The 12,594-nt window shown below is 61.9% G+C and carries 14 protein-coding genes; 6 read left to right on the top strand and 8 right to left on the bottom strand.

The features are described 5' to 3' along the window. Positions 1 to 232: 232 nt before the first annotated feature. Positions 233 to 634 (top strand): DUF3597 domain-containing protein, encoded by a 402-nt coding sequence (locus QOC89_RS03125; protein ID WP_323043684.1) that lies wholly within the window; start codon positions 233 to 235, stop codon positions 632 to 634. Positions 635 to 805: 171 nt separating this feature from the next. Here the strand turns inward: QOC89_RS03125 and QOC89_RS03120 are convergent, their stop codons facing one another. The 7 genes from QOC89_RS03120 to QOC89_RS03090 form a co-directional block, all read right to left on the bottom strand. Further along, entirely contained in the window at positions 806 to 1,849 is a 1,044-nt protein-coding gene (locus QOC89_RS03120; RefSeq protein ID WP_323043683.1) for an asparaginase, read from the bottom strand. Positions 1,850 to 1,928: 79 nt separating this feature from the next. After that, positions 1,929 to 2,855 (bottom strand): CysB family HTH-type transcriptional regulator, encoded by a 927-nt coding sequence (locus QOC89_RS03115; protein ID WP_323043682.1) that lies wholly within the window; start codon positions 2,853 to 2,855, stop codon positions 1,929 to 1,931. A 119-nt stretch (positions 2,856 to 2,974) separates the two neighbouring features. Beyond that, positions 2,975 to 4,033: a sulfate/molybdate ABC transporter ATP-binding protein gene (locus QOC89_RS03110; RefSeq protein WP_179731392.1), complete on the bottom strand. Its 1,059-nt coding sequence runs from the start codon at positions 4,031 to 4,033 to the stop codon at positions 2,975 to 2,977. Beyond that, on the bottom strand, positions 4,033 to 5,064 hold the full coding sequence (gene cysW, locus QOC89_RS03105) for a sulfate ABC transporter permease subunit CysW (RefSeq protein ID WP_323043681.1): 1,032 nt from the start codon (positions 5,062 to 5,064) through the stop codon (positions 4,033 to 4,035). The genes QOC89_RS03110 and cysW overlap by 1 nt, the downstream gene beginning before the upstream one ends. Next, positions 5,061 to 5,963, bottom strand: coding sequence for a sulfate ABC transporter permease subunit CysT (gene cysT, locus QOC89_RS03100; RefSeq protein ID WP_323043680.1), 903 nt, complete (start codon positions 5,961 to 5,963; stop codon positions 5,061 to 5,063). Before cysT ends, cysW begins: the two co-directional genes overlap by 4 nt. A gap of 143 nt (positions 5,964 to 6,106) precedes the next feature. Beyond that, positions 6,107 to 7,147: a sulfate ABC transporter substrate-binding protein gene (locus QOC89_RS03095; protein ID WP_323043679.1), complete on the bottom strand. Its 1,041-nt coding sequence runs from the start codon at positions 7,145 to 7,147 to the stop codon at positions 6,107 to 6,109. A gap of 94 nt (positions 7,148 to 7,241) precedes the next feature. Continuing rightward, on the bottom strand, positions 7,242 to 7,451 hold the full coding sequence (locus QOC89_RS03090; RefSeq protein WP_323043678.1) for a hypothetical protein: 210 nt from the start codon (positions 7,449 to 7,451) through the stop codon (positions 7,242 to 7,244). 11 nt (positions 7,452 to 7,462) lie between these two features. Here QOC89_RS03090 and lexA point away from each other — a divergent pair, with 11 nt between their 5' ends. The 3 genes from lexA (at position 7,463) to QOC89_RS03075 (ending at position 9,480) form a co-directional block, all read left to right on the top strand. Then, positions 7,463 to 8,113, top strand: a complete 651-nt coding sequence (gene lexA, locus QOC89_RS03085) for a transcriptional repressor LexA (RefSeq protein WP_179731383.1) — start codon at positions 7,463 to 7,465, stop codon at positions 8,111 to 8,113. A 137-nt stretch (positions 8,114 to 8,250) separates the two neighbouring features. Continuing rightward, positions 8,251 to 8,601, top strand: a complete 351-nt coding sequence (locus tag QOC89_RS03080) for a hypothetical protein (RefSeq protein WP_323043677.1) — start codon at positions 8,251 to 8,253, stop codon at positions 8,599 to 8,601. Positions 8,602 to 8,796: 195 nt separating this feature from the next. Continuing rightward, the gene (locus tag QOC89_RS03075) at positions 8,797 to 9,480 is read left to right on the top strand and encodes a DUF2939 domain-containing protein (RefSeq protein WP_323043676.1); all 684 of its coding nucleotides are present in this window, start codon (positions 8,797 to 8,799) and stop codon (positions 9,478 to 9,480) included. A gap of 174 nt (positions 9,481 to 9,654) precedes the next feature. Here the strand turns inward: QOC89_RS03075 and QOC89_RS03070 are convergent, their stop codons facing one another. Beyond that, positions 9,655 to 10,128: a universal stress protein gene (locus QOC89_RS03070; RefSeq protein ID WP_323043675.1), complete on the bottom strand. Its 474-nt coding sequence runs from the start codon at positions 10,126 to 10,128 to the stop codon at positions 9,655 to 9,657. A 425-nt stretch (positions 10,129 to 10,553) separates the two neighbouring features. On the opposite strand from QOC89_RS03070, the gene nodI reads away from it, so the two are divergent. Both nodI and QOC89_RS03060 read left to right on the top strand, forming a co-directional pair. Next, the gene (nodI, locus tag QOC89_RS03065) at positions 10,554 to 11,468 is read left to right on the top strand and encodes a nodulation factor ABC transporter ATP-binding protein NodI (RefSeq protein WP_323043674.1); all 915 of its coding nucleotides are present in this window, start codon (positions 10,554 to 10,556) and stop codon (positions 11,466 to 11,468) included. 65 nt (positions 11,469 to 11,533) lie between these two features. Further along, positions 11,534 to 12,361: an ABC transporter permease gene (locus tag QOC89_RS03060; protein WP_323043673.1), complete on the top strand. Its 828-nt coding sequence runs from the start codon at positions 11,534 to 11,536 to the stop codon at positions 12,359 to 12,361. The last annotated feature ends 233 nt before the right edge of the window (positions 12,362 to 12,594 follow it).

Raw genomic sequence — 12,594 nt, 5'->3', positions numbered from 1 at the left:
ACGCGGTGTTCAAACGCGGTGTTCAAACGCGGCGTTCAAACGCGGTGTTCAAACGCGGCGTTCAAACGCGGTGTTCAAGTGTGGCGTTCAAGTGTGGCTTGCCGATCATGGCCAGCATGCTCTCTGCTTCGTTCGCCTGATTTTCGGCCCGAGTTTGGCCCATTCCCCAACCAGTGTTCATCCCGCAAGCGAAATGTGCTTGCGCCAGTAACCCATCTGCAAAGGATTCAGAATGAGCATCTTTGGTGACATCGTAAACAAGCTCTTCGGCAAAGCGAAGCCCGACCAGCCTGCGCCCGCGGTCGAGCCGACCCCGGATCCGGCAGCAGCGCAAGCCGCCGCACCGGCGGCTGCGCCGGCACCCGCACCGCTGGCCGACGTCGACGTTGCTGTCGTCATGGACCAGTTCGTGAGTGAGAGCGGGCAAACGTTGAATTGGCGCACGTCGATCGTCGACACGCTGAAAGCGCTCGGCGTCGACAGCAGCCTCGACCATCGCAAGCAGCTCGCCAAGGAGCTGAAGTACACCGGCGACACGAACGATTCAGCGAGCATGAACGTCTGGCTGCACAAACAGGTGATGGTGGCGCTGGCGGCAAACGGCGGGAAGTTGCCTCCGGATCTGGCGGCCTGATCTGGTGCGCTGAGGCTTGCCGGGGTCGCCTGATTCCGGCGAGAGCGGGAAACCTCAAGCTGAAACGACAACGCGGCGCTCGGGTCGATGACCTGGGCGCCGCGTTGTCATTCAAGCTTCATGTGCGGGACACGGTTCTGACTTTGAAGCGGGCCGTCCGCGCTCAATCAATCAGTACGTATCGAAAGTCTTCTGCAGCGCAACCGCCCCCGTGCCACCCGCGGCTAGCGCGAGCATCAGCAGAACCCGCGCCTTGTACGGATTCAGCGAACCCGCGCTGACGAAACCAAGCGCGTCGTCCGCGGCCGCGCCGTTTCGCATCACGTGACCTGAGCCCACGCGCGACGAACGCACCACCGCCACGCCTTGCGAGGCCGCATCGGCCAAGGCCTGTTGCATGGCGGCGTGGATCGAGCCATTGCCCGTACCCGCCACCACGATGCCGCGCACGCCGGCTGCCACCAGCGCATCCACGGCAATCCGCGAAACACCTGCATAGCTCACCACGACTTCCACGTGCGGCCACTTCGCGCCGATCACGAATTCCGTCGCGCGCGTATGCGGGCGCACCACGCTGCGCTGGAATTCGACGCGGCCGTCCTGCACCCAGCCGAGCGCGCCGATCTCCGGCGACTGGAACGTGTCGACGGCATAGGTGCTCGTCTTGACCACGTCGCGGGCGCTGTGAATCCTGTTGTTGAAGGCCACCAGCACGCCCTGCCCGCGCGCAGCCGCGTTCGCCGCCACCGTCACGGCATTCAGCAGATTCAATGGGCCATCGGCGGAAAGCGCCGAGGCCGGCCGCATTGCCGCGGTCAGCACCACCGGCTTATCCGACTTGATCGTCAGATGCAGTAAATAAGCGGTTTCTTCGAGTGTATCGGTGCCGTGCGTGACCACCACGCCGTCGACGTCATCTTCGGCGAGCAGCGTATTGATGCGTTGCGCGAGCGTGGTCCACAGCGCCAGGGCCATGTCTTTGCTGTCGACGCTGGCAATCTGTTCGGCCGCGATCCGCGCGACCGTGGACAAAGCCGGCACCACGGCCAGCAATTGATCGACGCCAACCACACCCGCCTGATAGCCGGACGTGTTGGTGGCGTCCGCGGCGGCCCCGGCAATCGTGCCGCCGGTTGCCAGCACGGCGATGCACGGCAGTTGCGGCGTTGTGCCTTCACCGGAAGGCGTCGCGGAAGAGGAAGTCAGAGTATTCATGGCGGCGATTGTAAGCGATGCGCCACACGCCGCCATGCGTGGAAAAACGGATGGCCGTTCGTTTTGGCTTCGCCGCCTCTCAAACCGCCTCGCGCAACTGTGCGGCGATTTCCGCTTCGTTCAACTGCGGCGCGAACATTTCGATCAGCCGGTACGCATACGCACGCAGGAACGCGCCCTTGCGCAAGCCGAGCCGCGTCGTGCTCGCCTCGAACAGATGCTGCGTATCGAGCGCGACCAGTTCCGTATCGCGCTTCGGATCGTAGGCCATGGCCGCGACCACGCCGATGCCCATGCCGAGTTCGACGTAAGTCTTGATCACGTCGGCATCGATCGCGGTCAACACGACGTCGGGCAACGCCCCCGCTTTTGCGAACGCCTGGTCGATATGCGAGCGGCCCGTGAAGTCCTGGTCGTACGTGACGATCGGGAATTCGGCGATCTCGTCGAGCGTCAGATTTTCGCGGCCCACCAGCGGATGGTCCTTCGGCACCACCACGACGTGATGCCACGAATAGCACGGGAACGTGACGATATCCGGGAAGCGGTCGAGCGCTTCGGTCGAAATGCCGATATCCGCTTCGCCGTTGATGATCATCTGCGCGATCTGTTGCGGGCTGCCCTGGCGCAGCGCCAGATGCACCTTCGGGAACACCTCGGTGAATTGACGGATCACCTTTGGCAGCGCGTAACGCGCCTGCGTGTGCGTGGTCGCCACCACGAGGTGGCCGCTGTCCTGATCCGCGTATTGACGCGCGACGCGGCGCAGATTCTCCGCATCGAGCAGCATCCGCTCGATCAGCTGATGCACCGCCTTGCCCGGCTCGGTAAGACCCGTCAGACGCTTGCCGCGTCGAATGAAAATGTCGACGCCGAGCTCGTCTTCCAGATCCTTGATCTGTTTCGACACACCCGACTGCGACGTGTACAACACGTTCGCCACCTCGGTCAGATTCATGTTCTGACGCACGGCCTCGCGCACGAAGCGCAATTGCTGGAAATTCATCTGAATGTCTCCGGTTAGGCCAGAGTTAATTTATTAGAGTTCGATTGAAACGCCGAGTGGTGTCGCGCTGCTCATGACGTCGCTTAAGGCATCGCTTAAGGTGTCATTTGCAACGCTGCTCATTGCGCGGGAAATACGCGCAACGCTCGCGGCACGGCCGTGACACCATCGCCGATTGCCAGTTGCAGATCGCGCCACGATTCACGATCGAGCTCCGCCTCGAGCACATTGCCCTCACGGCCCGCGAGTTCCACACGTACCGAGCCGCCGAGCGTCACTACACGCCGCACGTCGACCACAATGCCCTCGCGGTGGCCCGATGCTTGCGGATACAACTGCAGATCGTGCGGACGCACATAGGCAAAAGCCGGCCCCTTGAAGTCGGCCTTGATCGCAACCGGCAGCGCCGCGCCGTCCACCACGAAACCGCTCGCATCCACGTTGCCATGCAGACGGTTCGCCGCGCCGAGAAACTCGTAGACGAACGAGGTTTGCGGATGGTCGTACACGTCCTGCGGACTGCCGACCTGCTCCACATGCCCGCGGTTCAGCACGACGATCCGGTCGGCTACTTCAAGTGCTTCTTCCTGATCGTGCGTGACGAAAATCGTCGAGATATGCAGGTCGTCATGCAAACGACGCAGCCAGCTACGCAATTCCTTGCGTACCTTCGCATCCAGCGCGCCGAACGGTTCGTCGAGCAGCAGCACTTTAGGTTCGACCGCCAGCGCGCGCGCGAGCGCAATCCGCTGCCGCTGGCCACCCGACAGTTCCGACGGATAGCGTTGCGCGAGCCAGTCGAGTTGCACGAGCTTCAGCAGTTCATGGACCTTCTCGCGAATCACCGCTTCCGAAGGCCGCTCCTTGCGGGGCTTCACGCGTAAGCCGAACGCGACGTTCTCGAACACCGTCATATGACGGAACAGCGCGTAATGCTGGAACACGAAGCCGACTTCACGCTCACGCGCACCCACCGTCGCGACGTCCTGGCCTTGCAGCACGACCTGACCGCCGTCCGCGTATTCAAGTCCGGCGATCACGCGCAACAAGGTGGTCTTGCCACAACCCGACGGCCCGAGCAGCGCAACCAGTTCACCCGGCGGAAAGTCGAGCGAAACGTTATCGAGCGCGACGAAATCGCCGAAGCGCTTTTGCAGGTTACGAACGGTGATACCCATTACAGCTCTCCTTGCTTGAGCGGGTGCTTGACTGCATTTCTCGACACATGCGGTGTGTTGACAGACTGCGAAGCGGACGGTGAGGACACGGGCGTGACAGGACCGGCATACGCCGGCACATCGCGCGCGGCCGACAGTTCCGCTGACATATGACGCTCGGCGAGCAGCTTCAAACCGAGCGTGACGAGTGCGAGTAAGGCCAGTACCGACGCCACGGCGAATGCCGCCGAGAAGTTGTATTCGTTGTAGAGAATTTCGACGTGCAGCGGCATCGTGTCGGTCTGGCCGCGAATGTGACCCGACACCACCGACACCGCGCCGAACTCGCCCATTGCCCGCGCGTTACACAGAATCACGCCGTACAGCAGGCCCCATTTGACGTTGGGCAGCGTGACGCGGCGGAAGATCTGCCAGCCCGACGCGCCGAGCACGTGCGCGGCTTCTTCTTCGTCGTTGCCTTGCGCCTGCATCAGCGGAATCAGTTCACGCGCGACGAACGGGAACGTGACGAAGATCGTCGCCAGCACAATGCCCGGCACCGCGAAAATGATCTGCACGTCATGGTCTAGCAACCACGGACCGAACCAGCCTTGCGCGCCGAACATCAGCACGTAGAGCAAACCGGAGATCACCGGAGAAACCGAGAACGGCAGATCGATCAACGTCGTCAGCAATGCCTTGCCGCGGAATTCGAATTTGGCGATACACCATGACGCCGCAAGGCCGAACACCAGATTCAGCGGCACGGCGATCGCAGCGGTAATGACAGTGAGCTTGATGGCCGACAACGCATCCGGATCGGCCAGCGATTCCAGATAGAAGCCGACGCCCTTGGCGAGCGCCTGATAGAACACGGCAACGAGCGGCACGACGAGGAACAGCGCGAGAAACAGCAACGCAACGCCAGTCAGAATCCAGCGAACGATGGGCGGCTCGGTGACCGGATCGGGCCGGCGCGCGACATTGAGCGGCGCACGCGGCGCCACGGCGACCGCGCCGGTCGCGGCGCTTTTTATGGAATCGCGGCTCATTGCGCACCTCCGCCGACACCGATCGCCGCCACACTCGCGGCGGCCGGCGCGGGACCCGCGCCACCACGGCTCGTGCGACGCTGCAGATACCACTGCAGCGTATTGATCAACAACAGCATCAGGAACGACACCACCAGCATCACGACCGCGATCGCGGTGGCGCCGGCGTAGTCGTATTGCTCCAGCTTGGTGATGATCAGCAGCGACGTGATTTCCGATTTCATCGGCACGTTACCGGCGATGAAAATCACCGAGCCGTATTCGCCGAGTGCCCGCGCGAACGCCAGCGCGAAGCCGGTCAACAACGCGGGGAACACCGCCGGCAACACCACGCGGCGAAACGTCAGCCAGCGCGATGCACCGAGGCAGGCGGCGGCTTCTTCCTGTTCGCGTTCGAACTCTTCGAGCACCGGCTGCACGGTCCGCACCACGAACGGCAAACCGATGAAGGTCAGCGCGATCAGCACCCCAGCGGGCGTGAACGCGATCTTGATCCCGAGCGGTTCGAGGAACTGCCCGATCCAGCCGTTGCCCGCATACACGGCCGCGAGCGAAATGCCGGCCACGGAGGTCGGCAAGGCAAACGGCAGATCGACCACCGCGTCGACGATGCGTTTGAACGGGAACGTATAGCGCACCAGCACCCACGCGACCAGAAAGCCGAATACCGCATTGATCAGCGCGCCGCCAAGGGCCGAGAAAAACGTCAGGCGATACGACGCGAGCACGCGCGGCGAGCTCACCGCGCGCACGAACTGCGGCCAGTCGAGCGTCGCGGTCTTGAGAAAGGCCGCCGCAAGCGGAATCAGCACCACGAGGCTCAGATAAGCCACCGTGATGCCGAGTGTCAGGCCAAAACCGGGCAATGCGCTCGGTTTTCGGAAGGTCAACGTCGTCATGCTGAGTACTCTTCAGGGTTGAGGCCGGCGGCTCTTTTCTGGCCGCCTGGCTCGCCAGAAAGCGCCCGGGGGCGCGCTTTCTGGCTGGGTGATACCTTGCACGCAGAACGGCGCGGGTCCAGCTCTGGATCGCTTACTGCGGCTTACTGCGGCGAGTAGATCGAATCGAACACGCCGCCGTCGGCAAAATGCGTCTTCTGCGCGTTCGCCCAGCCGCCGAACGAATCGTCAATCGTGTACAGCTTCAGCTTCGGAAACTTGGCCGTCAGCTCAGCGGGCACCTTGTTCGAACGCGGACGGTAGAAGTTCTTCGCGGCGATTTCCTGACCTTCCTCGCTGTACAGGAAGTTCAGATACGCTTCGGCCACCTTGCGCGTGCCGTGCCGGTCGACCACCTTGTCCACCACCGCAACCGGCGGCTCCGCCAGAATGCTCACCGACGGCACGACGATTTCAAACTTGTCCGGACCGAACTCCTTCAGCGACAGGAACGCTTCGTTTTCCCACGCGATCAGCACGTCGCCGATACCGCGTTGCACGAAGCTGGTGGTCGCGCCACGCGCGCCCGAATCCAGCACGCCGGCATTCTTATAGAGCTTGCCGACGAAGTCCTTGGCCTTCTGGTCGTTGCCGCCCGGCAGATGTTCAGCATAGGCCCATGCCGCCAGGTAGTTCCAGCGCGCGCCGCCCGAGGTCTTCGGATTCGGCGTGACGATCGACACACCCGGCTTGATCAGATCGTCCCAGTCCTTGATGTGCTTCGGGTTGCCCTTGCGCACCAGGAACACGATCGTCGACGTGTACGGCGAGGCGTTGTCCGGCAAACGCTTCTGCCAGCCCTTGTCGACCAGACCCTTGTTAGCCAGCGCGTCGATGTCGTAGGCGAGCGCCAGCGTCACCACGTCCGCCTGCAAACCGTCCAGCACCGAGCGGGCTTGCGCGCCCGAGCCGCCGTGCGACTGCTTGAAGGTGATCGTCTCGCCGGTCTTCGCCTTCCATTCCTTGCCGAATGCCTGGTTGATGTCCTGGTACAGCTCGCGGGTCGGATCGTAGGACACGTTCAGCAGTGTCGTGTCGGCTGCATGGGCCTGCGCCATGACGCCGAGCGCCGCTGCCGCGCCGACCGCGAGCGCCGCAATGATTTTTCTGGTCTTGCCTGCCAGCCCCGTGCCTTGATGATTCATGCCAACTTTCTCCGCGTGGTGGTCCGCTGAAACAGCGTGTGGTGTTGTTTTGTGTCGCGGTCACGTGCACATGAGCGCCAACTCGGAGGCCAGTCTATCGAAGGGCTTTCATCATTAAAAATAATGTTTCTTCATTCTTTAATACGCAAAAGTGGTAATGACGGCCAGATAAGGCGTTGCGGCACGAAAACGGCTGTTTAGGCGTCGGGATACGACGCTCTAACGCCACCTCGCGGCGCGAACTTAAAGTAAAGCTTGAATTGCGGCGAATACTGTATAAAAATACAGTCACCTGTTCATCCATACAGTGGCGCCATGACCAAACTCACCGCACGACAGCAGCAGGTTTTCGATCTGATCCGCCGGGCCATCGAACGCACCGGCTTTCCGCCCACCCGCGCGGAGATCGCCGCCGAGCTGGGTTTCAGCTCGGCCAATTCGGCAGAAGAACATTTGCGGGCGCTGGCTCGCAAGGGTGTGATCGAACTCGCGGCAGGCGCATCCCGCGGCATTCGCCTGCTGGCGGGCGCGGAAGATTCGCCGTACCAATTCACGCTGCCGCACGCCAGCATCATGCAACTGTCGTTGCCGCTGATCGGCCGCGTGGCCGCGGGCAGCCCGATCCTCGCGCAGGAACATATCTCGCAGCACTACGCATGCGACCCGGCGCTGTTCTCGAGCAAGCCGGACTACCTGCTGAAGGTGCGCGGGCTGTCCATGCGCGACGCGGGCATCTTCGACGGCGACCTGCTTGCGGTGCAAAAGAAAAGCGAAGCCAAAGACGGCCAGATCATCATCGCGCGCCTTGGCGACGACGTGACGGTCAAGCGGTTGAAGCGCCGGCCGAACGGTATCGAGCTGATTGCCGAAAACCCGGATTACGACAACATCTTCGTTGAAACCGGCAGTGCGGAATTCGCGCTCGAGGGTATCGCTGTCGGGCTGATCCGCCCGGGCGAGTTCTAACCACTCGCTCCTGCGCCGCCCCGAAGCTGGCTTGAAAGCTGCACGAGGGCTGCCCGGGGATGGCCTGAGCGCTGCCCCCGAAACTGCGTCAAAGCTGCCCGAACGCTGCCCCACTGTTGTATCGCCTGGAGAGATTCATGGAACGCCTTACCCGCCTGCTGCCTTTTCGCCAGTTCGGTCGTTTGCGCCATCTGCGCAAGCTGGTGCCCTGCTCACTGATCGAGCCGTCCTCGGCCTCGGCCAGTACTCCGTCGCTGTTCGACGCGCCCGCCAGCGGATCGGGCCTGCCGTCCTCGTTGCCGGCGTTTGCTCGCGTGTCGTTGAATTCGGGGCTGAATACGGCTGAACCGGCGCGTCGCGCGCCGGTGCGGGTCTATCATGGGCCGTCGCGGCTGATCATGGTCGGCACGGTCGACGCCGTATGCCGCATGATCGATCGCTGTATCGCCGACGAGGCCAATGTGCACGGCGCGGTGTTCGAGGCCTAACAAGTGCTGTGCGGGGACGGCGCTCCAATGCGGTTGTGCGGCGCGTGGAGATGCGGATATTCAGATATGCGGACATGCCACTATGCGGCGCGCAGTTTCTCGGCTGCCATGCCGCCGCTGATAGCACATCGTCTGGGATCGTTTTCGCGTGGCCGCGGTCCACGTTAGATCACACCTGATGGAGAATCCCACTCGATGGCAGTTTCAACACGCAACAGACGCAGCACAACCCGGCCACTCATCGTCACTCTGATTGTGATCGCGGTGATCGCCGCATTGGGGTTCGGTTACGCGTCGCCCTACATGGCGCTGAATAACCTCAAACGCGCGGCGGATGCGCGTGATGCGCAAACCGTCAATGAATACGTCGACTTTCCCGCATTGCGAGAAAGTCTCAAGCAGCAGGTCACCGGCTTGTTATCGCGGCGGCTGGACGCGCATGGCGGCGGTAACCCGTTGGCCGCCATTGGCGCAATGATCGGCGTGGCCTTGATCGGTCCGCTGGTCGATGCTTATGCAACACCCGACGGCGTTGCTGCCTTGCTGAACGGCATACCGCCGCGCGGCGATCCGGGTGAACGGCCGCCGGCGCCGCCTGCTGCTGGCCAGTCGCCGGACGTCACGGCGCCTGCATCGGTGCCGGCATCCCCTGCCACGGGCAATGGTGTCAACAGTGCTGCTAATGGCGGCAATAGTGGCAACGGTGGCAAGAACAGTGCGGCGCCACCGCAACCGCCGCAGACAACCGCGGGTTATCGCAGCCTGAACGAGTTCGTCGTCACCTATCAACATGGTGCTGGCGATGCGCGTTATTCAGCGATCTTCAGGCGCGAAGGTTTGTTCACGTGGAAGCTCGCAGCGGTCAACTTGAACGAGTAATTGGAGTGATCGTTTGGCGAGCGCTATCGCTTGTTTGAGTGAATCACCGTATGACCGAACGGTCGCCATAGGCGAACGTTCGGACAAGAACGCTGCACGAGAATCGGTCGAGCAGCGGGATGTTCCCCGCGCCCATCCACCAACCTGACGGTCGTCGCCTTCACTCCACGTGCGTCAGGCAGCCGCCACCTGCTGTTGTTCCTGCTCCTGCGCGGAAGAACACGCCACCAGAATGCTGCACGAGATCCGGTCGAGCAGCGGAGTATTGCCCGCGCCCATCCACCATCGTGACAGACCGGTGCGGCAACGGTGGCCGACTACCACGAGATCGACATGCAATTCGTTGGCCAGGTTGGCGATCTCGTCGATTGGATGGCCAAACGCAAAATGCCCTTGCGCGGTCACGCCGCGTTCGGTGAGCCAGTCCACCCCTTCCTGCAAAATGTCGCGGGCTGTTTTTTCGAAGCTTCCGCACGCCACATCGGTCAGCAGGCCCGCGCTTTGCGCAATGCTCGAGCGCATGTCGACCACCGACAACAAGTGCGTTTCCGCCTTCAGATCCAACGCCAGGTCGGCGCCGCAACGTAACGCTTTGCGGCCTTCGCGCGAGCCGTCGTAGCACAACAGGATTTTCTGGTAGCTCGCCATGATTCTCTCCCATCCCGCGAGGAACGCGGTCTGAATGAATCATGGTGCGCCGCAATTCAGGTTGCAAGGGATGGAAAACGCTAAGTGCGTCCTGAACAGGTGCACGCGTGCTGGTGGGCAGGCCTGGAGCGGGTTTGGATCACCGATGCGCATATTGTCGCAGCGCAAAACGCCGCGCGGCGCAGCGGGCGGCGGTCAACACTGCGTTGCCGATGCCATAGAATGGGCGGCCTTAGAGGCCTAGTGAGCCTTACGAGTCTTGGGGGTCTTGGCGCGGCCTGAATGGCCTGAGGGGCCTGAGGGGCTTAAGCGGCTTAATGGCCTTCAGCGACCGAGGGTTCCTGGCGACCTAGGGGTCTTAGCAGCGTTAGCAGCGTTAGCGGCTTAGCGACCAATTACGTGTTTTCTGGAGCGTTGATCGATCCATGTCTGAAGCGGCCATTGAATTCCACGAGGTTAAGAAAAGCTACGGCGAAAAGACGGTCGTCGACGGGCTGTCGTTTCATGTGAACGCCGGCGAATGTTTCGGACTGCTCGGTCCGAACGGCGCAGGCAAGACCACAACGTTGCGCATGCTGCTCGGCATCGCGGCACCGGATGCCGGCACGATCCGCTTATGCGGCGAGCCGATTCCCGGCCGCGCACGGGTGGCGCGAGCGCGAGTCGGCGTGGTACCGCAATTCGACAATCTCGATCCTGATTTCACGGTCCGCGAAAATCTGCTGGTGTTCGGCCGCTACTTCGGTCTGAGCGCCGCGCAATGCCGCGCGATGGTGCCTTCGCTGCTCGAATTCGCGCGCCTCGAGAACAAGGCGGACGCGCGCGTGAGCGAACTGTCGGGCGGCATGAAGCGGCGCCTCACGCTGGCTCGAGCGCTCGTCAACGACCCTGACGTGCTGATCATGGACGAGCCGACCACTGGCCTCGATCCGCAAGCGCGCCATCTGATCTGGGAGCGGCTGCGCTCGCTGCTCTCACGCGGCAAGACGATTCTGCTGACCACGCACTTCATGGAAGAGGCCGAACGGTTGTGCCACCGCCTTTGCGTGATCGAAGAAGGACGCAAGATCGCCGAAGGTGCGCCGAGCGCACTGATCGCCTCCGAGATCGGTTGCGATGTGATCGAAATCTTCGGACCCGATCCGGTCGCGTTGCGCGATGAACTGGCGCCGCTGGTCGAGCGCACCGAGATCAGCGGCGAGACGCTGTTCTGTTATGTGAACGATGCCCAACCGGTGCATGCCCGGCTCAAGCAACGCGGCGATCTGCGCTATTTGCATCGCCCGGCGAATCTGGAAGATGTATTCCTGCGTCTGACCGGGCGCGAGATGCAGGACTGATGCGAAGCGACAGCCACTCGGTTCGCATCCCACTCCAGCTACAACGACACGGCAAGAGACACACCATGGACGCACGTACATACGACACCCCCGGCGGAACACCGTCGAAGCAGGAAACCTTTGCGGCCTTCCCCGCCAACGCTGTCAACTGGATGGCGGTGTGGCGCCGCAACTATCTGGTCTGGAAGAAGCTCGCGATTGCTTCGATGTTCGGCAATCTTGCCGATCCGATGATCTATCTGTTCGGGCTGGGCTTCGGGCTGGGTCTGATGGTTGGGCATGTCGACGGCGTGTCGTATATCGCGTTTCTGGCGGCGGGCACGGTGGCATCGAGCGTGATGATGTCGGCCAGTTTCGAGTCGATGTATTCGGGATTTTCGCGTATGCACGTACAGCGCACGTGGGAGGCGATCATGCATACGCCGCTGACGCTCGGTGACATCGTGCTCGGCGAGGTGATCTGGGCGGCCAGCAAATCGATGCTATCGGGCGCGGCGATCATGCTGGTCGCGGGCGCCCTCGGCTATGCGAATTTTCCGTCGATGCTGCTGGCGTTGCCGGTGATCGTGCTGACGGGGCTCGCGTTTGCGAGTCTCGCGATGGTGGTGACGGCGCTTGCGCCGTCGTATGATTTTTTTATGTTTTATCAGACGTTGGTGTTGACGCCGATGTTATTGCTGTCGGGAGTGTTCTTTCCTGTTTCGCAGTTGCCTGCTGCGGCGCGGATCGTGACTGAGTTTTTGCCTTTGGCGCATGCTGTCGATCTGATTCGGCCGGCTATGCTCGGGCGGCCTGTTGATGGTGGTGTTTTGCATGTTGGTGTGCTCGTCGTTTATGTGGTGGGTGGGTTTGTTGTTTCGGCGGTTTTGTTTCGGCGAAGGATGATGAAATAAGGTTTTTTGCCTTCGGCGGGTTTTGTGGTTGATGGGTATTGGGTGCTTGCCTACGGCGTTGGCCTTTTCTTGATTTGTTTGCCTGCGCGCGCCTGGTTGCCTGTTCGCCTACGGCGTTGGACTTTGATTGATCTGACTTCTTGGACTTTGTCTGAACTGGATTTTTGGCCTTTCCTTGAAGTGATGTTGGTCTATTAGCGTTGCCCCTGTGCGGGGCGGCACTTACTTTCTTT

Origin of the sequence: Paraburkholderia sp. (assembly GCF_034668105.1) — a bacterium.
In the GTDB taxonomy this organism is placed as follows: Bacteria; Pseudomonadota; Gammaproteobacteria; order Burkholderiales; family Burkholderiaceae; genus Paraburkholderia.
The sequence above is the reverse complement of the archived record's forward strand: the minus strand, read 5'-3'. Positions and strand labels throughout refer to the sequence as shown.